We start from the raw sequence: 26,311 nt of genomic DNA, 5'->3' as shown, positions 1-26,311 counted from the left end.
AACCAGCGCCGGCCGCCTGGCCACCCGCCGAAAGTCCGGGTGGCGGCGCCTCAGGGCAGCGTGGCCGGGCGCCTCTGCGCCGCCTGCGGTAACAGGTGACGCACCAGCCACTTGCGAGTGGGTACCACCAAGCGCTCCTGGAACAGCACACAGCTGACCACCATGAACAGCAGGAACAGCGGGTACAGCCACAGCGACAGCTGCTGCTCGGTGGCCGCGGTGATGCAGTAGGCCCAGTCGGCCAGGCAGTCGCCCGGCGCGCGGATCAGCTTCTCGGCGCGGGAGAACAGGGTGAACAGCGGCACGTGCAGGGCGAACAGCGACAGCGAGGCCGCCCCCAGGCGCGGCGACCAGTGGCGGATCGCCGGGCTGTGCGGGTCGCGCGGCAAGGCGCTGATGTACACCAGCACCAGCTGCGCCGGCAGCAGCAGGCCGTTGTGCAGCAGGAAGTACCAGTGCCGCGCGCCCTGGGTGTAGAGGTAGTCGGCGGCGAGGAAGTTGGCCACCACGAAGCCGCCCAGCGCCAGCACCGCGCCGGTGCCGGGCAGGCGGCCGCTGTCCTTGTGCTCGCGGAACAGGCCGTAGGCGAGGATGCCGCCGAGGAATTCCGGCAGGCGCAGGATGGGGTTGCGGTGCAACAGGCCAGTCCAGGGCATGCCGTACTGCTGGTGCAGCGCCAGCAGCAGCGGCGGCACCAGATACAGCAGCCAGAGCGCCAGCAGCGCCCGCCGCTTGTTGCCGATGCGCATCAGCCGCGGCGCCAGCGCCGGGAAGCAGAGGTAGAAGAAGAACAGCGTGGACAGCGACCAGAGCGGCGCGTTGAAGGTCAGGTACAGCGGGTTCCAGGCCTGCAGCATGGTCAGCTGGAGGATGCTGTTGAGCAGCAGCTCGCGGTCGCTCATCCAGTGGCGGAACAGCTCCGGGTGGCTCTGGCCGAGGCGCTCGTGGGTGTCGTAGACCACGAAGCGCGGGGTGGCCTGGTCCAGGTCCGGGCCGATGCCCAGCTGGCTGATCAGCAGCAGCACGCCGATGGTCAGCAGGATCGAGAAGATGTGGATCGGATAGAGGTTGGAGAAGCGCTTGGTGAGGAAGCTGCGTGGGCTCTCGCGCAACTGGCCGTCGGTGACGTAGACGTGGGCCAGGAGGAAGCCGGAGAGCACGAAGAAGGTGCTGGTGGCGAAGAAGCCCAGGCTGGTCAGCTCGTCCAGCCCGCGAAACTTCTGCTCCGCCGGGTAGGCATGGAGGGTGTGGTAGACCACCACGTATATCCCGAGCAGGAAGCGCAACCACTCCAGCCCGATGAACCTTTCCTTGCCGATCTTGTTCACGACCTTGCTCCCGTTCTCCCCGGGGTGCCTGCCCCGGCGGACTGCTCAACGGCGGCGGTCGAGGAAGTTGACCACCACCCGGTCGAGCCAGCCCCACAACCGCTGGTGCAGGCGCATCCAAAGGGAGCGGCCGTGCCACAGCGTGAAATCGATCTCCCGGCTGGCGGCGAAGTCGGCGATCAGGCAATCGGCCACCGCCGCCGTGAAGTCGGCGTCCAGTATCTCGATATTGGCATCCAGATTGAACCGCAAGTTCCAATGATCGAAGTTGCATGAGCCGACGCTCGCCCAATCGTCCACCAGCACCACCTTCATGTGCAGGAAGCGCGGCTGGTACTCGAAGATGCGGATGCCGGCGCGCAGCAGGCGCGGGTAATAGCGCTGCCCAGCATAGCGCACGGGGGCGTGGTCGGTGAGCCGGCCGGTCAGCAGCAGGCGCACTTCCACCCCGCGCCGCGCGGCCTTGCGCAGCGCCCGGCGGACCTTCCAGGTGGGCAGGAAATACGGCGTGGCCAGCCAGATGCGCTGCTGCGCGCCGTTCAGGCTGCGCACCAGCGACTGCAGGATGTCGCGGTGCTGGCGGGCGTCGGCGTAGGCCACCCGGCCCAGGCCGCTGCCGCCCACGGGCGTGGGCGGCAGGCGCGCCGGCGGCAGCATCTGCTGCGGGCGCCAGGCCTTGGCCTGCAGGCAGGCGTGCCACTGGCGCTCGAACAGCACCAGCCAGTCGGCCAGCACCGGGCCCTGCATTTCCACCATCACCTCGTGCCAGGCGCTGGCGTTCTCCGGCACCGACCAGAACTCGTCGGTGGCGCCGGCGCCGCCGACGTAGCCCAGGTCCTGGTCCACCAGCAGCAGCTTGCGGTGGTCGCGGAACAGGTTGCGCCAGCCGCCGCGCCAGCGCAGCGGGTTGTACAGGCGCAGCTCGCCGCCGGCCTCGCGCAGGCGGCGGCCCCAGGCGCTGCCCAGGCGCAGGGCGCCGAAGCCGTCGAACAGGCAGCGCACCGCCACGCCGCGGCGCAGGGCGTCGATCAGGGTTTCCAGCAGCAGTTCGGAACAGGTGCCGCCCTCCACCAGGTACAGCTCCAGGTCCACCTGGCGCTGCGCCCGGGCGATGGCCGTGAGCATGCTCGGGAAGAAGTCCTCCCCGTCCACCAGCAGGGCGAAGCGGTTGCCGCTGCGCCAGGGGAAGACCGGCCCGCTCACCGCTGGGCGAAGATCAGCACGGCGCCCACCGGCACCGCCAGGTTGATGGTCTGCAGGCCGGCGAGCTTGCGCAGTTTCTCCACCCCCGGCGCCAGGCCGAAGTCGGCGGCGTCGAGGATCAGCGGCGACAGCGTCACCACCTGGAAGCGCCGTTCGTCCAGGCGCGTCACCAGCACCTCGGCGCGGTAGGCGCGGCTGGCGCCGTGCAGGTCCAGGCGCAGCGGTAGTGGCATCTCCAGCTGCGCGCCGTTGGCCAGGCCGAGGATCGGCCCCAGGTCCAGCTGCGCGTCCACGCTGGCCTCGGGGTAGCGTTCGGTCTCGAACAGCAGCTCGCGGATGCGCTCGTCGCGCAGCGGCACGCCGCTAAGCACCGAGTCCAGCTCGATGCGCAGGCTGGCCTTGCCGTGGTCGTCGACGCTGCCGTGCATGACCAGGAAGCGGTTGTTGTCGGCGCCGGCGGCGCCGCGGCCGGTGACGAAGTTCAGCCGCGAGGACTCGTAGTCGAGATACCAGGCCGCCTGGGCGGAAGCGGCGAAGCAGGCCGCGAAGAGGAAGGCGAACAGCGAGCGCATGAAATCCCTTACATGGAAAACGGCTGGATCAACGGCCAACGATAGCCGCCCGCCGTCGGCTTGCAAACCGGCCGGCGAGCCCGTTGGGCAGGCGGCAGCGCCATTGGTTCAGACGTAGGGCGTATAACCGTTCGCGGTTATCCGCCGATACACCCAGGCCACAGCCAACGCCCAGGTCAACCCAGACGCCGCCGGGAACCAAGGCCAAGCGGCGGATAACGCCGTAGGCGTTATCCGCCCTACGGCTGCGGCAGCAGCCGGCAGCCCTCGCGCGGGCCGAGCCAGGCGGCGGTCTGGGTGCTGCCCAGGCCGCGGGCGGTCACGCGCTTGTGCTCGGCGTCGTCGAGGAAGGCGCTGGTGGGCACGTACTGCTTGGTGTAGTCCTGGCAGTACTCGGCGCTGTTGCCCATGACGTAGCGGCAGGAGCAGTACTCCTTGGCCGTGTAGGCGCCGATGATCGGCGGGAAGGATTCCAGGTGCACGCGGTTGGCCCAGGCCCAGCCGGCCAGGGCGACCAGCGCCAGGAGCAGCAGGCTGAGCAGCGGGTGGCGGCGGATCATGGCTTGGCCTCCGGCTGGGCGAAGGCCGCGAGGGCCCGCTTGAGGAAGTCGTCGTGGCGGTAGCTGCCGTCGCGGTCGTCGGCGTAGCGCACTATCACCAGCTTCTGGTCGGGCAGCACGTAGAGCGCCTGGCCCCAGTGGCCGAGGGCGGCGAAGGCGGTTTCCGGGGCGTTCGGCCAGGGCAGGCCGGCGCCGGCCGGGGCGCGGTTGAGCCACCACTGGCCGCCGGGCACGCCGTCGCTGGCGTCTTCCGCGCTCGGGCGGTAGTTGGCGAACGGCGTGAGGGCGAACTGCATCCAGGCCTGGGGCAGCAGCTGGCGCTCCTTCCAGCGCCCGCCGCGCTGCATCAGCAGGCCGATGCGCGCCAGGTCGCGGGCGGTCATGTAGGCGTAGGAGGAGCCGACGAAGGTGCCGCTGGCGTCGCGCTCCCACACCGCCGAGCGGATGCCCAGGGGCTCGAACAGCGCGGTCCAGGGGTAGTCCGCATAAGCCTCGCCGACCATCTGCCTGAGGCTGGCGGCGAGCACGTTGCTGTCGCCGCTGGAGTAGCGGAAGCGCTGCCCCGGCTCGGCGTCGGCGGGGAAGCCGGCGACGAAGCCGGCCATGTCGTCGCGGCCGCGGGTGTAGAGCATGGCCACCACCGAGGATTTCAGCGGGGCGTATTCGTAGTCTTCTTCCCAGGCCAGGCCCGAGGCCCAGTTGAGCAGGTGGCGCATCTTCACCTGCGGGTGCGCGGCGAAGGGCGCGAAGTGCTGCGCCACCGCGTCGTCCAGCTGGAAGCGGCCCTCGCCGTAGGCCACGCCGAGCACGCAGGCCATGATGCTCTTGCTCATCGACCAGGCCAGGTGCGGGGTCTGCGCCCGTGTCGGCCCGGCATAACGTTCGTAGACCAGCTGACCGTCGCGGATCACCACCACGGCGTCGCTGCGCACGCCCTGGCGGGTGGCGTCGTCGCGCGCCGGGAAGGCATAGGCTTCGAAGGCCTGCAACGCCGGGCCACTGGGCGCAGGGCCGGACTGCCAGTCGGCGTCCGGCCAGGTTTCCGCGTGGGCCGGCGCCAGCAGGCACAGGCCGGCGGCCAGGGTGAGGCCACGCAGCAGCGGGCGCAGGGAGGGCATGGGCATCGGCGGGCCTCTTGTCGTCAGCTCCGGCGGAACCCTAGCACGCTGCCATGACGGCTATAAGCGCCGATCACGCCGGAATGGCGGACGGATTCAGCGCGGCACCTGGTAGTCGGCCGGGCCGAGCAGGTCCATGCCGCATTCCAGGCCGCTGATCCAGTCCAGGAAGGCGTCGATCATCGGCCGCCCGACGAAGGGCCGGCCGTGCTGCGGCACCATCATCTGCACGTCCAGGCCGCGCACCATGTCCGCCCACAGCCGGCACACCTTGTTGCTGGCCATGTAGCGGCGGTGGAAGCCGAGCATGTGCGGCAGGTGCTCGGTGAAGTCCTGCACCGGGCTGGCGTCGTCCACCAGGGAGGCGCCCATGTCGCCGGAGAAGAGGATGCGGCTGACCGGGTCGTAGACCTGGAAGTTGCCCACCGAGTGCAGGAAGTGCGCCGGCAGCACCTTCAGCTGGCAGCGCCCGAGGTTTAGCGACTGGCCGCGGTCGGGCACGGCGATGACGCGGTCGTAGGTGGAGATGCCGTGGCTGACCGCCAGGTAGCTGGCCGTCAGGTGCGGCAGGAAGCGCGCCCAGAGCTTGGAGCAGACGACCTTGGCGCGGGTGTGCAGCAGCCACTTGTCCAGCGCGGCGATGATGTCCGGGTCCTGGTGCGAGGCGAAGATGTAGTCCAGGTCCTGCAACGGCATCAGCTTCGACAGTTCCAGCGACAGCGGCGTGTAGGTCAGGTCGCCGCCCGGGTCGAGCAGCAGGTACTGGCCGTGGTCGACGATGAGGAACTGGTTGGACTGCACCCCGTCTCCACTGACGAGGTCGTCGAAGCACAGGCATTGGTGGGTGCCGTTGTCGAACAGCACTATGGGTTCGCGACGCATGGAGCTTCCTGCGGGTCATGCCGGTGGGGCGGCGGAATGTCGCGCAGGGTACCCAGGCGCGCGCGCCGGCCTCACTGACCTGGGTCAAGCCCCAGGGCCGCCCAGGCCTTGTCCAGGCGCCTGGCGCGGGCGCTGCCGCCCAGGGCGAGCACCGCGCGGTCGCGCTTCCACAGCTGCGCCCAATGCTCCGGGCCCTGGCCGATGGCGGCGTCCAGCGCCGGGGTCAGGGCGTCGAACTGGGCGAACAGGCCGCCCAGCAGCAGGTGCGTCGCCGTGTCGCCCACCGGGTGCCGCGCCACTTCGGCGCAGCCGGCCAGCAGCCCGGCCAGGCGCAGGGGCAATTCCCGCGGCCAGCGGCTGGCCAGGCCCACGCCGTACAGCCAGGCCAGCAGCGCGGCCATCACGTGCAGGTCTTCCAGGCCGCGGAACGGCTTGCTGTAGGCGTCCCAGCCGTCGCCCGGCAGGCGCTCGCAGTGGGCGCCCTCGAGGATCAGCCGGGCGTGGGGGATGTCGGGGATCAGCGGCATGGCCGGCATCGGCTCCAGGCGCGCGCCGGGGGCGCCGGCCAGCACCACGGTCATGGCCAGGCGCGGGGCCTCGCCGTCCGGCTCGTCGCGCGCGGCCACCAGGTACCAGGCGGCGCTGTCGGCGGCGGTGGCGAAGTCCTTGCGGCCGTGCAGGGTCAGGCCGTCCAGGCGGGTGGCCAGGTCCGCCGGGCGCAGGCTCTTGCCCTCGCTGACGCAGAGCGCGCCCAGCCCGGCCGGAGCCGCCGGCCACAGGGCGCGCAGGGCCGCCTGGTAGCCGCCGAGGAAGGCCAGGCCGGGGGTGGCCGCCAGGCGCCCGGCGAGCACCGCCAGCTCCAGCGGCCCGGCGCCTGCGGCGCAGGCCAGCAGTTCGGCGTACCAGTCCTCCAGGGCCAGGCCGGCGGGCAGTGGCTCCAGGGGGCCGAGCAGGCGGTTCCAGGGCATGGGGCGATCCTCATCGGGGGGTGGTGTTGTCATACAAGCATCACGCCAGGGTCACAAGCGTGACACCGCCGCTTCCTAGCCTGAGCTTGCACAACAAAGGCGACCGGCCGCAACCCGCCTGGCCGGCCCATGGAGGCCTCCGCATGAGTCAGACCGCCCACGCCTGCGACACCCCGCGCGAAGAACGCCGCCTGAAGGCCGTGCGCCTGCGCGGCGCCCGCGCCCTGCGCGAAGCCCAGGCCCTGCGTTTCAGCGTGTTCAGCACCGAATTCGAGGCGCGCCTCAAAGGCGCCGAGCTCGGCCTGGACCTGGACGACTACGACAGCCACTGCCAGCACATCGGCGTGCGCGACCTGGCCAGCGGCGCCCTGGTGGCCACCACCCGCCTGCTCGACCACCGCGCCGCCGAGCGCCTGGGGCGCTTCTACAGCGAAGAGGAATTCCACCTCGACGGCCTGGCCGAGCTGCAGGGCCCGGTGCTGGAGATCGGCCGCACCTGCGTCGACCCGGCCTACCGCAACGGCGCCACCATCGCCGTGCTCTGGGGCGAGCTGGCCGAGGTGCTCAACGAGGGCGGCTACCGCTACCTGATGGGCTGCGCCAGCATCCCCATGCGCGACGGCGGCATCCAGGCCCTGGCGGTGATGCAGCGCCTGCGCGAGCGCTACCTGTGCCGCGAGAACCTGCGCGCCGAACCGAAGACGCCGCTGCCGGCGCAGGAACTGCCGGACAACCTCACCGCCGAGCTGCCGCCGCTGCTCAAGGCCTACATGCGCCTGGGCGCGAAGATCTGCGGCGAGCCCTGCTGGGACCCGGACTTCCAGGTCGCCGACGTGTTCATCCTGCTCAAGCGCGACGAGCTGTGCCCACGCTACGCCCGCCACTTCAAGGCGGCCGTGTGATGCGCGGCGCCTGGCGAAGCGCCCGCCTGCTGGCGGTGATCGGCCTGGGCCTGGCGCTGGCCGCCGGGGTGGCGCTGCTCGAACGCCTGCCCGGCTACGATTGGACCGCCCTGCGCCAGGGCTTGACGCGCTGGTGGCTGGCGCGCCTGAGCCGCGCCCTGCCGCTGCGGGTGAAGGTCTACGGCGAGCTGCCCCGGCAACCGGCGCTGTGGGTCAGCAACCACGTGTCCTGGCTCGACATCCCGCTGCTCGGCGCCCTGGCCCCGCTGACCTTCCTGTCCAAGGCCGAGGTGCGCCAGTGGCCGCTGGCCGGCTGGCTGGCGGAAAAGGCCGGCACCCTGTTCATCCGCCGCGGCTCGGGCGACGGCAGCCGCCTCGGCGAGCAGATCGCCGGGGCCCTGCAGCTGGGCCGCTCGACGCTGATCTTCCCGGAAGGCACCACCACCGACGGCCGCGGCCTGCGCAACTTCCACGGGCGCCTGCTGGCCGGCGCCATCCAGGCCGGGGTGCCGCTGCAGCCGGTGGCCCTGCGCTACCTGCGCGACGGCGAGCCGGACCATTTGGCCCCCTTCATCGGCGACGACGACCTGCTCAGCCACCTGCTGCGGCTGCTGCGCAACGACCGCGGCTGCGTGGAGATCCACCTGCTCGCGCCGCTGCCCAGCCAGGGCCGCGACCGCGCCCAGCTGGCGCAGCAGGCCCACGCCGCCATCGGCACGGTGATCTACGGGGAAGTCGCTCGGGACCAGGCGCTGGCCGCCTGAAAGAGCCTGAAAGAGAAAGTCGAACCTGCCGGGCGCCACGGCTGGCAGGTTCCGCCCCGGACGGCGGCGCAGGCTTGGGCGCCAGCCGGAAAGACCGGCGCCCGCCATTGGCGGGCGCCGTCGTTCCCTTGGCGCGCGGGCCTGCGCCGCGCCGTCCTACACGCCGGTTTCCGGCGGCACGACCAGGATGTCGCAATCCAGTTCGCGCAGGGCGTAGTCGGCGACACTGCCGATCAGGGCACGCTTGATCCCTCCCATGCCCCGGGTACCCATCACCAGCAGGTCCGGCCGATGCTTCTCGGACATGCGCTCCAGCACGTTGCCCGGCAGGCCGACGGCGACCAGCTGTTCGTCGATCCAGGGTTCCAGCTGCTGATCGCGGAGGAACGCCTTGAACTCGTCCACCGCCTGGCGCGTCTCGGTGCCGACGAACTCGTCGATGCGTTCCTCGCTGACCCCGGAGTACTGCATCATGCCCTTGGCCAGCGGGCTGAAGGCATAGATGGCGCGGCGCACCGCGCCCTGCAGCAGGCCCAGGCGCTCGGCGACGCGCACCGCGTTGGCCGAGGCCGGCGAGGTGTCCAGCGCCAGCAGCAGGTCGCGGTATTCGCCGACCGCCGGCTGGTTGACCATCAGCACCGGCAGCTTGCCGGCGCGCACCACGCGTTCCACCGTGGTGCCGACGAAGATGTCGCGCAGCACGCTCTTGCGGTGCGAGCCCATCACCAGCAGGTCGACGTCCTCTTCCAGCGCGCAACTGACGATCTTCTGGTTCGGGTCGCCGACCTCGACGCGGATGCGCGGGCAACCGCCGCCCAGGGCGGTGAGTTCGACAAGGCGCGCCTCCAGCAGCAGCCGGACCTGCGTCGCCTCCTGCTCGACCAGCGCCACCGGCTGGTCCTCGTCCACCACGCAGAGCACCGTCCACGGGCAGCCGAAGCGCTTGGCCAGGGCACCGGCGCGTTGCAGGGCCTTCTCCGAGCGCGAAGACAAATCCGTGGCGATCATCAATGATTTGAGCATGCTGCACCTCCCTCTCCGTCGTGGGTTCTATTGCATCCTTTCATGGCTTTCCTACGTTTGATGCATATCAAGCCGGGGGCGATCCCCAGGCAGATTGTCGCGCCGCCCGGCCAGCGCCAGCAGTTGCGGGTAGAACGCGCGGAAGTCGTCGCTCAGCGGCTGGTAGCGCTCGGCCAGTTCCTCCCAGGCGCCGTCCAGCAGGCCCGGGCGCGACAGCCGGCGGGCCATGCCGGCGAGCACGTCCTGCAGCACCGTGAACTCGCGGTAGCTGCCCAGCCAGTCCTGCGCCGCCATGCGCGGGGCGATGCGCGCCAGGCGCTCGGGCAACTGCGGGGTGGTGTTCAGTACACCATAGACGCGGCGGGTGAATTCGCTGAGCGGCTCGTTGCTGAATGTGTCCCAGTCCCGCGCCAGGCAATGGTCGAAGAACACGTCCAGCAGCACGCCCGCCAGGCGCCGCCGCTCGGCGGGAAAGCGCAGCTTCGCCGCATGCACCAGCGGATGGCTGTCGGTGAAGGCATCGATGCGCCGGTGCAGGCGGATGGCCGCCTCAATGTCCGCCGGCCAGCGTCCGGCCAGCGGCCCCTTGACGAAATCGCCGTAGAGGCTGCCGAGCAACTGCGCCGGCTGCGAACCGCCGAGGTGGAGATGGGCGAGGTAGTTCATGGCCCAAGCTTAGCGCGAAACCTCGGCCGCCGGGATGCCGGGCAAGGCCCGCGGATTTGCCCGCAAGGCCCGTCTCTGCTAGTGTCGCCGGGTTCCGAATACCCCGCCGAGATGTCCCCATGGCCCGCAAGAAAGCCGTCGATTTCGAACAGTCCCTCGCCGAACTGCAAACCCTGGTGGAACGCCTGGAGAGCGGTGAACTGTCCCTGGAGGACTCGCTCGGCGCCTTCGAGCAGGGCATCCGCCTGACCCGCGAATGCCAGGCGGCGCTGAGCCAGGCCGAGCAGAAGGTGCAGGTGCTGCTGGAGCGCGACGGCGAGCTGAGCGAGGCGCCGTTCGACAGCGAAGGCGAAGACGCATGATCGCCGCCTACCAGGCGCGCTGCCAGGCGCGCGTAGACGCCGCCCTGGAAACCCTGTTCACCCCGCCCCGCGAAGACCTCCAGCGCCTCTACCGGGCCATGCGCTACAGCGTGGTCAACGGCGGCAAGCGCGTGCGCCCGCTGCTGGCCTACGCCGCCTGCGAAGCCCTCGGCGGCGACCCCGCCCGGGCCGACGGCGCGGCCTGCGCGGTGGAGCTGATCCACGCCTACTCGCTGGTCCACGACGACCTGCCGGCGATGGACGACGACGACCTGCGCCGCGGCCAGCCGACCACCCACATCGCCTTCGACGAGGCCTGCGCCATCCTCGCCGGCGACGGCCTGCAGGCGCTGGCCTTCGAAGTGCTGGCCGAGGCCCGGCTGAACCCGCAGGACGCCGAGACGCGCCTGGCCATGGTCACCGCCCTGGCCCGCGCCGCCGGTTCCGCCGGCATGGTCGGCGGCCAGGCCATCGACCTCGAGGCGGTGGGCCGCAGGATCGACCAGGCGGCCCTGGAAACCATGCACCGGCACAAGACCGGCGCGCTGATCGAAGCCAGCGTGCGCCTCGGCGCCCTGGCCAGCGGCCAGGCCGACGCCGAGCGCCTGGATGCCCTGGCCCGCTACGCCGGGGCCATCGGCCTGGCGTTCCAGGTGCAGGACGACATCCTCGACGTGGAAAGCGACACGGCCACCCTGGGCAAGACCCAGGGCAAGGATCAGGCCCACGACAAACCCACCTACCCCGCCCTGCTCGGTCTGGAAGCCGCCAAGACCTACGCCCTGGCCCTGCGCGACCAGGCCCTGGCGGCCCTGGAAGGCTTTGGCGAGGGCGCCGAGCCGCTGCGGGAGCTGGCTCGCTATATCGTCGAGCGGCGTAGCTGAGGAGTCGGCGGTACGGGCCAGGCGGCGAGGTGTCGGCGAAGTCCGCAACCCTCACCCCAGCCCTCTCCCAGAGGGAGAAGGGGCCGCTCGGCGTGGGTGGATAACACAGCGTCAGCCGGCAGGTTCCGCGGTTATGCGCCGTAGGCCAATTGTACCGGGACGCCCGGTGTGGCCGGTGAGTCCGCTCCTATGGTTCCAGGAAGCACGGCTTTTCGTAGGATGGCGTTGAGCGAAGCGATACCCATCAGCGCAACCGCATGGGTTTCGCAAGCTCAACCCATCCTACGAAGAGCACCTCGGCGCAAGACAGTTGCTCCTACGGTTCAGGGAAGCACGAACGTAGGAGCGGACTCCGTCCGCGATTCGGCGCATAACGCCGCACGGATTTCCAGAGAAACATCCGCGTGCATAGAAGGCCAAGCGCTCTGGCCCAAGGCCCACAGGCAAAACCAGCCCCGCCCCACAGGAACGACCGCAAGAAAACCACCCCCTCCCCCAACCAAACAGCACCCCCACCTTGCTTGGGCCTGTCAGAAGCATCAGGTAAACTGCCGCATCTTTGCCTCTCATAACGATCAGCCTGATGCCCACGACGTTCCACGAGATCCCCCGCGAGCGCCCCGCCACCCCCCTGCTCGACCGCGCCAACACGCCGGTCGAGCTGCGCCGGCTGGGCGAGGCGGAGCTCGTCAGCCTCGCCGACGAACTGCGCCAGTACCTGCTCTACAGCGTCGGCCAGACCGGCGGCCACTTCGGTGCCGGCCTGGGGGTGATCGAGCTGACCATCGCCCTGCACTACGTCTTCGACACCCCGGACGACCGCCTGGTGTGGGACGTCGGCCACCAGGCCTACCCGCACAAGATCCTCACCGGCCGCCGCGAGCGCATGGGCACCCTGCGCCAGAAGGACGGCCTGGCCGCCTTCCCGCGGCGCTCGGAGAGCGAGTACGACACCTTCGGCGTCGGCCACTCCAGCACTTCCATCAGCGCCGCGCTGGGCATGGCCATCGCCGCGCGCATGCAGGGCTCGGGGCGCAAGTCGGTGGCGGTGATCGGCGATGGCGCGCTGACCGCCGGCATGGCCTTCGAGGCGCTGAACCACGCCTCCGACGTGCAGGCCGACATGCTGGTGATCCTCAACGACAACGACATGTCGATCTCGCACAACGTCGGCGGCCTGTCCAACTACCTGGCCAAGATCCTCTCCAGCCGCACCTACAGCAGCATGCGCGAAGGCAGCAAGAAGGTGCTCTCGCGCCTGCCCGGCGCCTGGGAGATCGCCCGCCGCACCGAGGAATACGCCAAGGGCATGCTGGTGCCCGGCACCCTGTTCGAGGAACTGGGCTGGAACTACATCGGCCCCATCGACGGCCACGACCTGCCCACGCTGATCGCCACCCTGCGCAACATGCGCGACCTCAAGGGCCCGCAGTTCCTCCACGTGGTGACCAAGAAGGGCAAGGGCTTCGCCCCGGCCGAGGCCGACCCCATCGGCTACCACGCCATCACCAAGCTGGAGCCGGCCGGCGCCGCGCCGAAGAAGGCCGGCGGGCCGAAGTACTCCAACGTCTTCGGCCAGTGGCTGTGCGACATGGCGTCGCAGGACCCGCGCCTGGTCGGCATCACCCCGGCGATGAAGGAAGGCTCCGATCTGGTGGCCTTCGCCGAGCGCTTCCCGGAGCGCTACTTCGACGTCGCCATCGCCGAGCAACACGCCGTGACCCTCGCCGCCGGCATGGCCTGCGACGGCATCAAGCCGGTGGTGGCGATCTACTCCACCTTCCTGCAGCGCGGCTACGACCAACTGATCCACGACGTCGCGGTGCAGAACCTCGACGTGCTCTTCGCCATCGACCGCGCCGGTCTGGTCGGCGAGGACGGCCCGACCCACGCCGGCAGCTTCGACCTTTCCTACCTGCGCTGCATCCCCGGCATGCTGGTGATGACCCCCAGCGACGAGGACGAACTGCGCAAGCTGCTGACCACCGGCTACCTGTTCCAGGGCCCGGCGGCGGTGCGCTACCCGCGCGGCAGCGGGCCGAACACCCCGATCGACCCGACGCTTGCACCGGTGGAGATCGGCAAGGGCGTGCTGCGCCGCCAGGGCAAGGCCGGCAAGGTCGCCATCCTGGCCTTCGGCGTGCAGCTGGCCGAGGCCCTGCAGGTGGCCGAGCGCTTCGACGCCACGGTGGCCGACATGCGCTTCGTCAAGCCGCTGGACGAGGCCCTGGTGCGTGAGCTGGCCGACAGCCACGAACTGCTGGTGACAATCGAAGAAAACGCCGTGATGGGCGGCGCCGGCGCCGCGGTCGGCGAGTTCCTCGCCCGCGAGAACCGCCAGCAGCCGCTGCTGCACCTGGGCCTGCCGGACTACTACGTGGAGCACGCCAAGCCGGCGCAGATGCTCGCCGAGTGCGGCCTGGACGCCACCGGCATCGAGCGCGCCATCGCCGAGCGCCTGGCCCTGCTGGCCAACCCCGCACCCGGGGCCTGAGCCCCGGCGCGCGGCGTCAGCCCAGCAGCGCCAGCGTGTCCAGGGCGATCATCCGCTCTTCCGCGGTGGGCACCACCAGCACCCGCGGCGAGCCGGGCTGGTGGATTTCCCGGCAGCGGCCGCCCACGCAGGCCGCGTTGGCCGCCTCGTCGACGGCGAAGCCGAGGAACCCCAGGTGGGCCAGGGTCCTGGCACGCACCAACACCGAGTTCTCGCCGATCCCGCCGGTGAACACCAGGCCGTCGATGCGCGGCATGGCGCAGCCCATCGCCGCCAGGGACTTGGCCAGGCGGTAGCAGAACACCTCGATGGCCAGGGCCGCGCCCGCGTGGCCCCGGGCGCGCGCCTGCTCCAGGGTGCGCATGTCGTTGGACAAACCCGACAGGCCGAGCAGGCCGCTGTCTTCGTTGAGCATCCTGTCGACCTCCTCGATGGTCCAGCCCAGGCTGCGGATCAGGTGGCCGTGCAGGTTGGGGTCGACGTCGCCGCTGCGCGTGCCCATCACCAGGCCCTCCAGCGGCGTCATGCCCATGCTGGTGTCGCGGCTGCGGCCGTTGACGATGGCGCAGGTGGAGCAGCCGTTGCCCAGGTGCGCCGACAGCCAGCAGCTGTCTTCCGGCGGCAGGCCGCACAGGGCGGCGGCGCACTGGCTGACGTAACGGTGGCTGGTGCCGTGGAAGCCGTAGCGGCGCACGCCGAAATGCCGGTACAGCCTTTCCGGCAGGGCGTAGCGGTAGGCATGCTCGGGCAGGCTCTGGTGGAAGGCGGTATCGAATACCGCCACCTGCGGCAGTTGCGGGTACAGCGCCAGGGCCGCCTCGATGCCGGCCAGGGCACCGGGGTTGTGCAGCGGCGCCAGGGCGACGGTGTCGCGGATGTTCTGCATGACCTGCGGGTCGATGCGGCAGGCCTGGCTGAAGTGCTCGCCGCCATGCACCACGCGGTGTCCAATGCCTTGCAGGCGCCCTTCGGCGGCTACCTGCACCAGCGGCAGCAGGCGCGCCAGGGCCTGGCGGTGGTCGGCGTTCGGCAGGGCGAGGTCGACGCGGCCGCCGGCGTCGACGATGCGCAGGCTGGCCTGGGGCGTGCCCAGGCATTCGACGATGCCGCTGGCGCGGAACTCGGGGGCGCTTTCGTCGACCAGGGCGAACTTGATCGACGAACTGCCGCAGTTGATGACGAGGATGCTTCGGTCGGACATGGAAGGGTTTCCTGCAAAACAAGGGAGAGCCCGGCGCGCCACGCCGCCCCGGACCGCGAAGGGCCGGGCGCGGGCGCGCCGGGGAGAAGAGGTGCGGCCTACCAGGCCGCGCTCAGGCGTTCGCGGTTGGCCAGGGTGGCCGAGGGCCGCTCGCCGAAGAGCCGCTGGTAGTCGCGCCCGAACTGCCCCATGTGCCAGAAGCCCCAGGCCATGGCGGCGTCCTGCACGGTCGCGTAGGGCGAGTGGGGGCTGCCCAGCTCGCGGTGCACGGCGTTCAGGCGCACGGCCTTGAGGTAGTGGATGGGGCTGCGCCCGAGCACGTCCAGGAAGCAGTTGCGCAGCGTGCGCTGGCTGACGTGCAGGAGCCGGCAGAGCTCCAGCGCGCTCACCGGCCGGCTGGGGTTGTCCAGCACGTATTCGCGCGCCCGGGCGACCACCCAGTGCTTGCGCAGCAGGGTGCGGGAGCAGGCGTGGCGCGCAGGTTCGGCGCCCTGCAGCAGGTCCAGCAGGCAGAGCAGCAGGTCGTGGTTCAGTTGCCGCGCCACCGCGGGCTCGCGCAGGCTCAGCGGCTCGACCTGGGCCAGCGCCAGCGCGGCGCGCATGAAGTCGCACAGGCGCCGCCGGGCGCCGGGCTCGACCTGCAGCAGGCGCGACTCATCCAGCAGCAGGCCGAGGTGGCACAGTTCCTCCAGTTCCAGGTGCTCCAGCAGCGCCTCGCGCTCCACCACCAGGCCGAGGATGTTGTAGTCGTCCGGGGTGCTCAGCTCGAACTCGCGGCCGCCCGGGCGCACGGCGATGGCCTGGGCGTCGATGCAGTCGCGGCCGATGTAGCCGACGTCCTTGTCGCCGTAGGGGATGCCGAACCAGAAGGCGCCGGGCCAGACCATGCAGGACTGGTGCAACGCGTGGCTGGTGTATTCGCGGAAGAACTGCAGGCCGTCGAGCCAGACCTCGGTCAGCTCGCCGCGGAAGGGCCCGGGGTCGAGCTGGTCGTAGAGTTGCTGCCAGGCGGTGATGTTGCAGGCGTGGGCGTAGACGTCGCGGGTCTGCCGCCGACGCACGCCGTCGCAGTGGCCCAGGGGTTCGTCCAGCCTGCCCGGCGTGTCGTCGCACGCCCAGAGGTGATGCAGATCGATTGCTCTTTTCTTGTCCGACATGACGTCTTGCCCGATAACTTCAGGGACCCGCGCGAGCGGGTCGGGTTTCGTCATGCAAGGCACGGTCAAGTGGGTGCTCTATGGCTACCTCACACTGTGGAGAATTGCTCAGAGCAGGTGTTGCCACAGGTCAAGGTGCGGCCTGGGCACGGTCATGCCGTGGACCAGCAGTCCCTTTTCCCCGGCGCTGGCGCAGGCCACCCGCACCGCCGCCTCCACGTCGGCGACCTCGCCGGTCAGCACCAGGTAGCACTTGCCGCCGATGCCGAAGGCCATGTGCACGCGCACCAGGGTGACGTTGGCCGCCTTCACCGCGGCGTCGGCGGCCTCGATGCAGGCCGCCACGCTGAAAGTTTCCACCACCCCCAGCGCGCGCGGCCGCTCCACCGGGTTGACGCCGCTGATGGCCGGCAGCACCGACTCGTGGATGTTCGCCAGGACGAACTGGTCCACCAGCATCTGCCCACCCTCGGCCGCGCCGGCCTGCACCGCCTGGCGCACCGCGGCGACCTCGCCGCCGACCATGGCGATGTATTTGCCGGGGCAGATGGTCTTGGCCGCCAGCAGCTGCACGTCGGCGCTCTTCAGCATCAGGTCGGCGAGCTGCACGCCGCGGGCGATGCTGGTCAGTTCGATCAAACCTATGGCGTGGTGCATCAGGCTTCTCCTGGCGGGTTGGCGACGAGGCGGATGTGGCTGTCGCCGACCTCCGCCACGCGGCCGGCGATGCTGGCGTGCAGCGGCACGCCGAGTTGTCCTTCGGGCGCTTCGGCGATGCATTCGCCCAGCGCCACCTGCTGGCCCACGGCGACGCAGGGCCGGGCGGCCACGCCGATGTGCTGGCGCAGCGCCAGGCGCACTTCGGCGGGGTGATGTTCCTGCGCCAGCAACGGCGCCTTGTGGTTGTAGGCCTGCAATTCCAGGCGCGAGACCAGGCGGCTGACCGGCAGCAGGCGGTATTCGGCCATGGGGTCGGCGCCGCGCAGTTCGCCCTGGTAGCGGGCGCCCTCTTCGCGCAGGCGGGCCTTGAGCGCCTGGTTCAGGCGCATCGGCGAAATCTCCACCGGGCAGGCGTAGGCCTCGCAGATGCCGCATTCGGAACAGGTCAGCGCCGACAGCAGCACGCTGGGCTGGGCGACGTGCTGGTAGTTGGTGGCGCGCACGATCAGGTGCGGCGGCAGCTCGTGGCCGATCATGTGCCGCGGGCACAGCTCGGTACACAGCGTGCACTGCTCGCACACCGAGCGGGCCATGGCCAGTACCGAGTCCATGCTCTGCCGGCGGCGGCGCACCAGCAGGTGATCCTGCGGCAGCACCAGCAGGCCGCCGGTGGTCTTGCTGACCGGTTCGTCGAGGTCGTCCAGCAGGCGCCCCATCATCGGCCCGCCATTGATGAAGGCCGGGCGCTCCAGGGTGCTGCCGCCGGCCAGGGCCAGGGCCTCGCGCAGCGGCGTGCCCAGCGGCAGGCTGAGGGTCAGCGGCTGGCGCACCGCGCCGTTCACGGTCAGGGTGCGGTGGGTCACCGGTTGCTGCCGTTCCACCGCGCGGCCGACGTTGATCAACGTCTGCACGTTGCTCACCACCACGCCGATGGCCAGCGGCAGCGCCGCCGGCGGCACGCGCCGGCCGGTGGCCAGCCAGATGGTGATGACCTCGTCGCCGGCCGGGTAGACGTCCGGCAGTATGTGCAGGCGCACGCGCTCGGGCAGCAGCGGCTGCAGGCGCTCGATGGCCGCGCGGTACTTGGCCTTGAGGGCGATGATGCCCTCCTTCGCGCCGGTGGCGGCCATGCCGTGGAGCAGGCCCTTGAGCAGCCATTCGGCCTGTTCCACGGCGAGCTGCTGGTCGACCTTGAGCAGAGGCTCGCACTCGGCGCCGTTGACCAGGTAGATCTCCGCCTCGGCCTTAAGCTTGACGTGGGTCGGGAAGCCCGCGCCGCCCGCCCCCACCACGCCGGCGGCGAACACCCGGCGGCGGATTTCCCCGGCGTCCAGGGCCTCGACGGCGATCATCGCGGCGCCCCTCCCGGCAGGCGGTAACGGCTACTGCGGCGGCGCAGCCGGCCCTGGGCGAAGAGGCCTTCCAGCCAGGCCCGGGCCTGCGCCACCGGGATGTCGAAGGCAGCCGCCACCTCGCTGGCGCTGTAGCCGTGCTTGCGCCGGGCAAGCAGGCCGAGCAGCGCCTCCTGCGGGGCCGCCGCCGGGGCCGGGCCTTGCCCGGCGTCCAGCAGGCTGCCCAGCAGGTAGGCGGTGTCGTCTTCCGGGCGGCCGATCTCCTTGCGGCTGACCAGGCAGCCGCGCCGGGTGGCCAGCGCCGCGCCGGCGTCCAGCGCGGCGCGGCAGGCGGCCAGGTCGCCCTCCACCACCAGGGTGACCAGCGCCGGGTTGGTCACGGCCTGGCGCAGCAGGCGCACCGACGCCGCCTTGAGCATGGCGTCGGCGGCCTCTATGCCGCAGGCCAGGCCCCTGACTTCCAGCAGGCCCAGGGCATCGATCATGGCGCTCACCTCCTCAGGCCCGCTGGATGGGGTTGCGGGCGATCTCCAGCACCGCCTCGGAGAAGGCGTTGCAGGCGGCGCGGCAGGCCGCCTGGCTGCCGGCGAGGAAGGCCGCCGAGTAGTTGGTTTCCGAGGGCGGCGGGACGTAGGTCACCAGTTGCACGTCGGCGGCCTTGAGCGCGGCGTCGATGCCGTAGGTGGCCTCCAGCGGCGGCGCCACCAGGTAGGCGATGGGGTCGCCCAGGGCGATGCCGGCGCCAGCCGACAGGTAGCTGCCGGTGCGCGATACCACGTGGGCGAGGAAGGCCACGCTGTGGGCGTCGTCGGCCCAGCGGAAGCTCGGGCCGGCCTCGATCACCTCGTTCATGGCGTCGAGCCCGGCGCGCACCTCGGCGGGGTTGGGGCCGCCGAGCATGATCAGCACCTCGCCAGCGGTGGACGAAGGCCCGTTGGCCGCCCCGGCGTACAGCGAACGGCCGTACACCACTTCCACCTGGGCCTGCTTGGTGGCCTCGTCGGCGGCGATGTAGGCGACGTCGTCGGAGTCGACGCTGATCAGCCCGAGGCTGCGGATGTGCTCGCCCACCTTCAGCTCGCGGCGGAAGTCTTCCTGCAACGAGGCGATCAGGCGCATGGCCGTGACGCTCGGTTTGATCGGATCGAGAATGCTCATGTCGGGTTGCTCCTCAGCAATGGGCTCAGCGGTTCAGGGCGATGCCGGAGGCCTGCTTTTCCAGCATCCGCCGGGCCAGGTCGACGATCACCGCCGCCGCTTCCACCGGCGGCGTGCCGCCGCGGTGGATGTTCGAGATGCAGGTGCGGTCGGCTTCCACTGTGCCGGCCAGGGTCGGCTTGTACACGGCGTAGCAGGACAGGCTCTCGGACTGGCCCAGGCCGGGGCGCTCGCCCACCAGCAGGATCACCACCTGGGCGCCGAGCAACTCGCCGATCTGGTCCTCGACCTTGACCCGCCCGTAGCGCACGAAGAACGGCGTGCCGACGTCCAGCCCGGCGTTCTTCAGGCCCTCCAGCAGCGGCGGGAGGATTTCCTGGAAGTTCACCGTCACCGCGTCGGTGGACAGGCCGTCGGAGATCACCACCTGCACCTGCGGGTTCTTCCTGCACTCGGCGAGCAGGGTCGCCACCGCCTTTTCGCTGAGGCGGCGGCCCATGTCCGGGCGGGTCAGGTACTGGTCCTTGGTGTCGATTTCCGACTGCACTTCCAGCAGGCCCTGCTGGGCCACCCACTCGGCGGGCACCTCCTTGAGCACGGTGTCCTTGGAGCGCGAGTGGTCGGCGAGGAAGCGCAGCAACGCCTGGGTGCGCGGGCGCACGCCGGCGCGGCCCAGGCACACCCGCGCGGCGGTGGCCTTGCGGAATTCCTCCAGCACCTCGGGGCGCTGCGGGGCCTGGACGCCGATCCACTGGCGGGCCTGCTCCGAGCCCAGGTCCCAGGCGCACAGGCCCTCTTCCACGGCGCTCGGCGCCGCTGCCGGAACGTCAGGCGCCGCCGGCGCGGGGCGGGCCTGGAGTTCATTCAATACCGAACGGACGATGTCCTCGATCTGCTGCTGATGCATGTCGCTTCCCTCAGAAGAAAATGGATGGATCGCCGGCGCGGGCGGTCAGCCGGCCGTCGCTCATCAGGCCCATGCGTTCGAGCCAGCGCTCGAACTCCGGCGCCGGGCGCAGGCCCAGCAGCTGGCGGATGGTGGCGGTGTCGTGGAAGGCGTTGGTCTGGTAATTGAGCATGATGTCGTCGCCCATCGGCATGCCGATGATGAAGTTGCAGCCGGCGGTGGCGAGCAGGATCATCAGGTTCTCGTTGGAGTTCTGGTCGGCGTCGGCGTGGTTGGTGTAGCAGCAGTCGCAGCCCATGGAGATGCCGCTGAGCTTGCCCATGAAGTGGTCTTCCAGGCCGGCGCGGATGATCTGGCGGTCGTTGTACAGGTACTCCGGGCCGATGAAGCCGACCACGGTGTTGACCATGAAGGGGTCGAAGTGGCGGGCCAGGCCGTAGTTGCGCGCTTCCATGGTCAGTTGGTCGGCGCCGTAGTGGGCGCCGGCGGACAGCGCCGAGCCCTGGCCGGTCTCGAAGTACAGGCAGTTGGGCCCGGCGATGCGGTTGTACTCGGCGCCCACCGCGCGCGCCTCCTCGAGCATCTCCAGCTCCACGCCGAACTCGCGCAGGCCCTTCTCGCTGCCGCAGATGCTCTGGAAGATCAGCCCGCCCGGCGCGCCGCGGCGGATCGCCTCCATCTGCGTGGTGACGTGGGCCAGCACGCAGCCCTGGGTGGGAATGGCGAACTTGTCGATGGCCTCGTAGACGGTGTGCAGCACGCGGGTGAGGTTCTCGACGTTGTCGGTCACCGGGTTGACGCCGATCACCGCGTCGCCGATGCCGTAGGACAGGCCCTCGTACATCTGCGCGGCAATGCTCTGCACGTCGTCGCGGGTGTCGTTGGGCTGCAGCCGCGCGCTGAAGCGCCCGGGCAGGCCCATGGTGTTGTTGGCCTTCTTCACCACCGGCATGCGCTTGGCGGCGTAGATCAGGTCGGCGTTGGAGCAGATCTTCGCCACCGCCGCCACCACCTCGGAACTCAGGCCCTTGCGCAGGAAGGCGATGTCGTCGGCGCCGGTGTCGTCGGCGAGGATGTATTCGCGCAGCTCGCCGATGCGCCACTGGGCGATGCGCCCGTAGGCGCTCTCGTTGATGCCGTCCTGGATCAGCCGGGTGACGCTGTCCTCCTCGTAGGGGATCACCGGGTTCATGCGCACGTCGGCCACCGTCAGCTCCGACAGCACCTGCTTGGCCGCCACCCGCTCCTGGGCGGTGCCCGCCGCCACGCCGGCGAGCACGTCGCCCGAGCGCGGCTCGTTGGCCTTGGCCAGGACCTCCTTGACGTCCTTGAACTGATAGGTCTTGCCGAACAACTGGGTCTTGAGTTTCATCACACCACCTCAGGAAGGGAAAGCCAGTGACTTGACGGTGACCGGAAGGATCTCGCCGTCGAACAACGGGCTGCCGATATCGATGTAGTCGCCATCGCTGGTCGCCACCTCGTCGATGACCGCCAGGGCGCGGCCGGCCAGGCGCGGCTGCAGGAGCATGCCGAGGACCTTGCCGAGGTCCTGGGCGGCCACTACCAGCAACGGATGGGCTTGGGATTCATGGCGCTGGAAGCCGGCGAGTTCTTCCACGCAGCGCTGGATGGCCTGGTAGGCCACCGGCAGGTCCGCCGGCAGGGCCAGGGCGTAGAGGTCTTCGTCGGCGCGCAGGTCCATGCGCAGCAGGTTCTGCCGCCAGCCGTCGGCGAGGCCCGCGCCCTGGCCGGCGGCCCAGTCGGTCGCGCTGGGCACCACCGGCACGTTGCGCATCGGCAGCTGCATTTCGCGCAGCCAGATGGTGCTGCCGGACAGCGACAGGCTGTGGGCGCCGGCGCCGATCACCGTGGCGCGCACGGTCTGCTTCGGCTCGGCCAGCGGCAGGCGCTGGAAGCCGGGGTCCTCGTGCAGCGCCGCGGCCAGCAGCGGGCCGATGTCGCCGAAGCGGAACGGCGCCTGCTCCGCGCCGTGGTAGAAGCATTCGCCGACGCCGCCGGAGAGGGTCAGCGCCTGCAGCCGGCCCACCGCCGGCAGCGGCTCGGTCATCAGCAGTTCCCGGGCCAGCGGCGAAAGCGCGCCGTCGATCACTTCGTAGAGCAGCGCCGCCATGCGCCGCGCCACCGTGCGCAGTTGCTCGCTGGACAGCGCCTGCGGCTCGCCACCGAACAGCTCGCGGCAGATCGCCCGCGCCGGCCCGTGCAGGCGCAGCAGCGCGCCGCGGCTGTCGGTTTCCACCAGGCGCCCGCCGACGTTCAGGCAGGCCGAGCCGATCACCCGGCCGGCCTCGAACAGCACGTAGTTGGCGGTGCCGCCGCCGATGTCGATGTTCAGCACCCGCCCGGCGCAGGCGGCGGACAGCTCCGCCGCGCCGGCGCCGCGCCCGGCGATCACCGATTCCAGGTGCGGCCCGGCGCTGGCGACCACGAAGTCGCCCAGCCGCTCGGCCAGGCGCAGCACCGCCGGGCGGGCGTTGCGCGCCTTGGAGGTCTCGCCGGTGATGATGATGGCGCCGGACTCCACCTGCGCGGGCTCCAGGCCCGCGGCGCGGTACTGTTCGAGGATGAAGGCGAGCAGCTCGTCCTCGCGCAGGCGGCCCTCGAAGTCGATTGGGGTGAAGGCCACCGGGCTGACGTAGGTGACCTCCCGCGCGGCGAACTCGTAGTGCGGCACCTGGGACAGCGAGGCACGGTTGACCAGCACCAGGCGCGAGAAGATCACCTGGGTGGTGGTGGTGCCGACGTCGATGCCGACGCTGCGCAGTTCGCGCCTGCTCATGGCCGCGCCCTACTCGGCCCGCTGCAGGTCGGCGTCGGGCAACGCCACCGGCTCGGGCTGGGCTTCGGACTTGGGCGCGATGAGCATGGCCACGGCCACCGCGGTGATGCCGCCGAACAGCTTGCCCACCAGCATCGGGAAGATCATCGCGGACATGTTCGCCGCGGTGAAGCCGAGGTGGTCGCCCAGGGCGAAGCCGGCGGACACGGCGAAGGCGCAGTTGATGATCTTGCCGCGCGCATCCATCTTGCCGAACATGCCGAACATCGGGATCACGTTGGCCAGGGTCGCCACCATGCCGGCGGCGGCGTCCTTGTTCATGCCCAGCAGGCCGCCGACCTTCATCAGCGGGGTGCCGAACCAGCGCGTCAGCAGCAGCACCATGGGGTAGGCGCCGAGCAGCACGCAGGCGATCGAGCCGATCACCTCCATGGCGCGCATCACCGCGCCGGGCTCGTCGCCTTCGCTCATGAATATCGGGTCCAGCCCCGGGATCAGCGTCCAGCCCACGGTGAACTGCACCACCGCGGCGGCCAGGCCGAGGGTGATCAGCCCCACCAGCAGTTTGGCGAACACCTCGAAGCCGGCGATGATCTTCTCCGGGCAGAACTTCAGGCCCAGGGCGATCAGCGCCGCGACCACCAGCACCGGGATCATGTTGATGAGGATCATCGCCAGCGAGAAGCTCACCGGCTCGCCGTTGACCTCGATGCCCGAGTACATCGCCACCAGCCCGCCGGCGATGCAGCCCAGGGGCACGGTGACGATCCCGGCCAGGGTGCCCAGGGCCAGGTAGCGGCGGTCGGCGGGGTCGATGATGCCCAGCGCCACCGGGATGATGAACACCAGGGTCGGGCCCATCATGGCGCCGAGGATCAGCCCCGAGTACAGCCAGGCGGCGGTGTCGCCGCCGGCCAGCTCCTTGGCCAGGGAAAAGGCGCCCATGTCGTTGGCCAGCAGGGTGCCGGCGAACATCGCCGGGCTCGCCCCGACGCTCTCGTACAGGGGGATCACCAGCGGCCCCAGCAGGTTGGCCAGCACCGGCGCCAGGGCGGTGATGCCGACCATGGCCAGGCCCAGCGCGCCCATGGCCATGAAGCCTTCCTCGAACTGCCCGCCGGAGCCGCCGATGCCGCGCCCGAGCCAGCCCAGGCCGAGATGCCCGAGGACCTTCTCGGAGCCGCCGAACTGGCTGAATACCCGGTCCACCGCCCCGATCAGCAGGAAGACCATCATCACGTACAGGATGATTTCGTTGATGCTCATGACAACTGCTCCTGAACAGAATTGTTTCCTTGCTGGCAGGCGCCTCGGCGCTGCCAGGCGTCCTGGTAGATCGCGACGATCTGTTGCGCGCAGGCGCTGCGCGGGTTGCCGGCCAGGCAGATGTCCTGCAGGGCCGCCTCGGCCAGCGCGGCGAAGTCCTCGCGGCGCACGCCGTGGGCCTGCAGGTCGCGGCCGGCGGCACCGACTTCGTCGATCAGGCGCTGCACCGCGGCGATGCTGCGTTCGGCATCCAGGCTTTCGCGGCTGAGGGCATGGCCGATGTCGGCGTAGGCGCGCTTGCACACCAGTTGGTTGAAGCGCATCACCGCCGGCAGCATCAGGGCGTTGGCCTGGCCGTGGGGGATGCCGTAGCGCGCGCCGAGGGGGTGCGCGGTGGCGTGGCACAGGCCCAGCCCGGAATTGGAAAAGGCCATGCCGGCCATGTACGAGGCGAGCATCATCGACTCGCGGGCGCCGACGTTGCCGCCCTGCCCCACCGCCAGCGGCAGGGCCTCGCCGATCAGCGCCACGGCGCGCAGGGCCAGGCCCTGGGTCAGCGGCGTGGCGCTCGGCGCGACGTAGGCTTCGATGGCGTGGGTCAGCGCGTCTATGCCGGTGGCGGCGGTCACCGCCGGCGGCACGCCGAGGGTCAGGCAGGCGTCGATGATCGCCAGGTCGGGAATCAGGTCAGTGTGCACCAGCACCTGCTTCAGGTGCCGCTGGCTGTCGGTGATCACCGCCACGTTGGTGGCCTCGGAGCCGGTGCCGGCGGTGGTCGGCACAGCGATCAGCGGCATGCGCCGGCGCAGCGCCGGGCCGTCGCCAAGCTCGCTCACCCGGCGTTCCGGGTTGGCCGCCAGCAGCGCGGTGGCCTTGGCCGCGTCGAGCACCGAGCCGCCGCCGAAGGCCAGCACGCCGTCGCAGTCGGCGGCCAGCAGTTGCCGGCCGGCGGCCTCCACCACTTCGCTGTGCGGCTCGCCGCCAGCGTAGACCAGGCATTCGCAGCCCAGCCCGGCATCGTCCAGCGAGCGCAGCAGGCCCTGGTCCAGCGCCTGCTCGTGCAGGCGGCCGTCGACCATCACGAACAGCCGGCGGATGCCCAGCGCCGCGCAGGCCTCGCCGGCGCGCACGGTGGCGCCGGGGCCGATGTAGGTGCTGGGCGGCACGCGGAATTCGCGCACCGCGCGGGCATTGAGCATATCCAGGGCGCGATAGATCACCCGGCCGACGTCCTGCTCGTGCATGTCAGCGTTCCTCCTCGGCTTGCAGGCCGCAGGCGGCGATGGCCAGCGGCGTGGTGAACAGCGGCGGCGCGGGCAGGATCACCCGCTGCGCGGGGAAGGCCGCGGCGAACAGCGGCTGTACGCCGGGCAGGGTGCAGGAGCCGCCGGACAGGTAGATGGCGTCCACGTCCTGGCCTTGCAGGTGCGTGTGGACGATGTCGGCCATCTTTTCGAACACCGGGCGCACCAGCGGCCACAGGATCTGGCCCTCCTCGCGCTTGCGCCGTTCGGCCATCTCCAGCGACACGCCGAGGTGGCCGGCCAGCACCAGGCTGACGTGATGCCCGCCGGTGGGTTCGTCGGCGGAATAGGTCACTTCGCCGTCGTGCACCACGGCGACGCCGGTGGTGCCGCCACCGATGTCCACCACCGCGGCGCGGTCCAGGCGCAGCATCCGCGCCACCGCCGAGGGCTCGTCGATCACGTGGGAAACCTCCAGGTCGACGGCCTCCAGCACGTGAGTGGAAATGCCCGGTTCGGTGCCCGGCGGGTACGAGGTCGCGGCGCGCTGGAAGCACACGCCCAGTTGCCGCTCCAGGCTTTCCACCTGGCTGCGCACCAGCTTCACCGCGCCGAAGAAGTCCCAGACCACGCCGTCGCGCACCACGTCGGCCCAGTCCAGGCGCACCGCCACCGGCAGCGCCTGGGCGTCGAGCACCACCGAGACCACGGCGCTGGTGCCCAGGTCGATGCCCAGGCTCAGCGGCCCGCGGTCGCCCGGTTGCGCGACGGGGTGCGCCAGGCAGTAGGCGGCGCGTTCCAGGCGCGGCAACAGCCAGTTTTCGAGATCGCGTTGCATGG

General features: G+C 70.7%; 26 protein-coding genes. 5 read left to right on the top strand and 21 right to left on the bottom strand.

The window, feature by feature from the left end:
* Positions 1 to 50: 50 nt before the first annotated feature.
* The 7 genes from QSJ95_RS06460 to QSJ95_RS06430 all read right to left on the bottom strand — a co-directional run bounded on the left by QSJ95_RS06460 (position 51) and on the right by QSJ95_RS06430 (position 6,631).
* On the bottom strand, positions 51 to 1,328 hold the full coding sequence (locus QSJ95_RS06460; RefSeq protein ID WP_285640954.1) for an acyltransferase family protein: 1,278 nt from the start codon (positions 1,326 to 1,328) through the stop codon (positions 51 to 53).
* 45 nt (positions 1,329 to 1,373) lie between these two features.
* Positions 1,374 to 2,453 (bottom strand): phospholipase D-like domain-containing protein, encoded by a 1,080-nt coding sequence (locus QSJ95_RS06455; RefSeq protein ID WP_285641329.1) that lies wholly within the window; start codon positions 2,451 to 2,453, stop codon positions 1,374 to 1,376.
* A 74-nt stretch (positions 2,454 to 2,527) separates the two neighbouring features.
* Positions 2,528 to 3,103, bottom strand: coding sequence for a YceI family protein (locus QSJ95_RS06450; RefSeq protein WP_043314099.1), 576 nt, complete (start codon positions 3,101 to 3,103; stop codon positions 2,528 to 2,530).
* Between the two features lie 239 nt (positions 3,104 to 3,342).
* Entirely contained in the window at positions 3,343 to 3,663 is a 321-nt protein-coding gene (locus QSJ95_RS06445; RefSeq protein WP_285640951.1) for an amidase, read from the bottom strand.
* Positions 3,660 to 4,787, bottom strand: a complete 1,128-nt coding sequence (locus QSJ95_RS06440) for a serine hydrolase domain-containing protein (RefSeq protein WP_472782965.1) — start codon at positions 4,785 to 4,787, stop codon at positions 3,660 to 3,662. The genes QSJ95_RS06445 and QSJ95_RS06440 overlap by 4 nt, the downstream gene beginning before the upstream one ends.
* 90 nt (positions 4,788 to 4,877) lie before the next feature.
* A complete protein-coding gene (locus QSJ95_RS06435) occupies positions 4,878 to 5,663 on the bottom strand; it encodes an oxygen-binding di-iron domain-containing protein (protein ID WP_285640949.1) in 786 nt (261 codons plus the stop codon).
* A 71-nt stretch (positions 5,664 to 5,734) separates the two neighbouring features.
* Positions 5,735 to 6,631, bottom strand: coding sequence for an acyl-CoA dehydrogenase middle domain-containing protein (locus QSJ95_RS06430; RefSeq protein WP_009615738.1), 897 nt, complete (start codon positions 6,629 to 6,631; stop codon positions 5,735 to 5,737).
* Between the two features lie 143 nt (positions 6,632 to 6,774).
* Here QSJ95_RS06430 and olsB point away from each other — a divergent pair, with 143 nt between their 5' ends.
* On the top strand, positions 6,775 to 7,533 hold the full coding sequence (gene olsB / locus QSJ95_RS06425; RefSeq protein WP_285640947.1) for an L-ornithine N(alpha)-acyltransferase: 759 nt from the start codon (positions 6,775 to 6,777) through the stop codon (positions 7,531 to 7,533).
* The gene (locus QSJ95_RS06420; RefSeq protein WP_285640945.1) at positions 7,533 to 8,297 is read left to right on the top strand and encodes a lysophospholipid acyltransferase family protein; all 765 of its coding nucleotides are present in this window, start codon (positions 7,533 to 7,535) and stop codon (positions 8,295 to 8,297) included. The genes olsB and QSJ95_RS06420 overlap by 1 nt, the downstream gene beginning before the upstream one ends.
* A gap of 156 nt (positions 8,298 to 8,453) precedes the next feature.
* Here the strand turns inward: QSJ95_RS06420 and QSJ95_RS06415 are convergent, their stop codons facing one another.
* Both QSJ95_RS06415 and QSJ95_RS06410 read right to left on the bottom strand, forming a co-directional pair.
* Positions 8,454 to 9,320, bottom strand: a complete 867-nt coding sequence (locus QSJ95_RS06415; RefSeq protein WP_009615728.1) for a universal stress protein — start codon at positions 9,318 to 9,320, stop codon at positions 8,454 to 8,456.
* A gap of 51 nt (positions 9,321 to 9,371) precedes the next feature.
* Positions 9,372 to 9,986 carry an acyl carrier protein phosphodiesterase gene (locus QSJ95_RS06410; protein ID WP_009615727.1) on the bottom strand — a complete coding sequence of 205 codons (615 nt, stop codon included), beginning with the start codon at positions 9,984 to 9,986 and terminating at the stop codon, positions 9,372 to 9,374.
* A 119-nt stretch (positions 9,987 to 10,105) separates the two neighbouring features.
* Here QSJ95_RS06410 and QSJ95_RS06405 point away from each other — a divergent pair, with 119 nt between their 5' ends.
* From QSJ95_RS06405 to dxs, 3 genes are all read left to right on the top strand, one after another.
* Positions 10,106 to 10,348, top strand: coding sequence for an exodeoxyribonuclease VII small subunit (locus QSJ95_RS06405; protein ID WP_009615726.1), 243 nt, complete (start codon positions 10,106 to 10,108; stop codon positions 10,346 to 10,348).
* Complete coding sequence (ispA, locus tag QSJ95_RS06400; RefSeq protein WP_285640940.1) at positions 10,345 to 11,232, top strand: (2E,6E)-farnesyl diphosphate synthase; 888 nt, start codon at positions 10,345 to 10,347, stop codon at positions 11,230 to 11,232. Before QSJ95_RS06405 ends, ispA begins: the two co-directional genes overlap by 4 nt.
* A gap of 583 nt (positions 11,233 to 11,815) precedes the next feature.
* On the top strand, positions 11,816 to 13,726 hold the full coding sequence (gene dxs / locus QSJ95_RS06395) for a 1-deoxy-D-xylulose-5-phosphate synthase (protein WP_285640938.1): 1,911 nt from the start codon (positions 11,816 to 11,818) through the stop codon (positions 13,724 to 13,726).
* A 16-nt stretch (positions 13,727 to 13,742) separates the two neighbouring features.
* Here dxs and QSJ95_RS06390 read toward each other — a convergent pair whose 3' ends face one another.
* The 12 genes from QSJ95_RS06390 to eutJ form a co-directional block, all read right to left on the bottom strand.
* The gene (locus tag QSJ95_RS06390) at positions 13,743 to 14,927 is read right to left on the bottom strand and encodes an acetate/propionate family kinase (protein ID WP_043316632.1); all 1,185 of its coding nucleotides are present in this window, start codon (positions 14,925 to 14,927) and stop codon (positions 13,743 to 13,745) included.
* A 98-nt stretch (positions 14,928 to 15,025) separates the two neighbouring features.
* Complete coding sequence (gene eutR, locus QSJ95_RS06385; RefSeq protein ID WP_285640936.1) at positions 15,026 to 16,084, bottom strand: HTH-type transcriptional regulator EutR; 1,059 nt, start codon at positions 16,082 to 16,084, stop codon at positions 15,026 to 15,028.
* 108 nt (positions 16,085 to 16,192) lie between these two features.
* Complete coding sequence (locus tag QSJ95_RS06380) at positions 16,193 to 16,741, bottom strand: BMC domain-containing protein (RefSeq protein WP_009615720.1); 549 nt, start codon at positions 16,739 to 16,741, stop codon at positions 16,193 to 16,195.
* On the bottom strand, positions 16,741 to 18,096 hold the full coding sequence (locus QSJ95_RS06375; RefSeq protein WP_285640934.1) for a 4Fe-4S dicluster domain-containing protein: 1,356 nt from the start codon (positions 18,094 to 18,096) through the stop codon (positions 16,741 to 16,743). Before QSJ95_RS06375 ends, QSJ95_RS06380 begins: the two co-directional genes overlap by 1 nt.
* Positions 18,093 to 18,581: a BMC domain-containing protein gene (locus QSJ95_RS06370; protein WP_285640932.1), complete on the bottom strand. Its 489-nt coding sequence runs from the start codon at positions 18,579 to 18,581 to the stop codon at positions 18,093 to 18,095. Before QSJ95_RS06370 ends, QSJ95_RS06375 begins: the two co-directional genes overlap by 4 nt.
* A 13-nt stretch (positions 18,582 to 18,594) precedes the next feature.
* Entirely contained in the window at positions 18,595 to 19,254 is a 660-nt protein-coding gene (gene eutL / locus QSJ95_RS06365) for an ethanolamine utilization microcompartment protein EutL (protein WP_009615714.1), read from the bottom strand.
* A gap of 25 nt (positions 19,255 to 19,279) precedes the next feature.
* Positions 19,280 to 20,161 carry an ethanolamine ammonia-lyase subunit EutC gene (gene eutC / locus QSJ95_RS06360; protein WP_043316640.1) on the bottom strand — a complete coding sequence of 294 codons (882 nt, stop codon included), beginning with the start codon at positions 20,159 to 20,161 and terminating at the stop codon, positions 19,280 to 19,282.
* Between the two features lie 10 nt (positions 20,162 to 20,171).
* Complete coding sequence (locus QSJ95_RS06355; RefSeq protein ID WP_009615710.1) at positions 20,172 to 21,533, bottom strand: ethanolamine ammonia-lyase subunit EutB; 1,362 nt, start codon at positions 21,531 to 21,533, stop codon at positions 20,172 to 20,174.
* Positions 21,534 to 21,542: 9 nt separating this feature from the next.
* Positions 21,543 to 22,961, bottom strand: a complete 1,419-nt coding sequence (locus QSJ95_RS06350; RefSeq protein WP_285640927.1) for an ethanolamine ammonia-lyase reactivating factor EutA — start codon at positions 22,959 to 22,961, stop codon at positions 21,543 to 21,545.
* A gap of 9 nt (positions 22,962 to 22,970) precedes the next feature.
* Positions 22,971 to 24,227 (bottom strand): ethanolamine utilization protein EutH, encoded by a 1,257-nt coding sequence (gene eutH, locus QSJ95_RS06345; protein ID WP_285640926.1) that lies wholly within the window; start codon positions 24,225 to 24,227, stop codon positions 22,971 to 22,973.
* A complete protein-coding gene (locus QSJ95_RS06340) occupies positions 24,224 to 25,471 on the bottom strand; it encodes an iron-containing alcohol dehydrogenase family protein (protein ID WP_009615706.1) in 1,248 nt (415 codons plus the stop codon). Before QSJ95_RS06340 ends, eutH begins: the two co-directional genes overlap by 4 nt.
* Before the next feature lies 1 nt (position 25,472).
* On the bottom strand, positions 25,473 to 26,309 hold the full coding sequence (gene eutJ, locus QSJ95_RS06335; protein WP_009615705.1) for an ethanolamine utilization protein EutJ: 837 nt from the start codon (positions 26,307 to 26,309) through the stop codon (positions 25,473 to 25,475).
* Positions 26,310 to 26,311 lie beyond the last annotated feature (2 nt).

Origin of the sequence: Pseudomonas sp. NBRC 100443, assembly GCF_030268185.1 — a bacterium.
In the GTDB taxonomy this organism is placed as follows: Bacteria; Pseudomonadota; Gammaproteobacteria; order Pseudomonadales; family Pseudomonadaceae; genus Pseudomonas; species Pseudomonas citronellolis.
The sequence above is the reverse complement of the archived record's forward strand: the minus strand, read 5'-3'. Positions and strand labels throughout refer to the sequence as shown.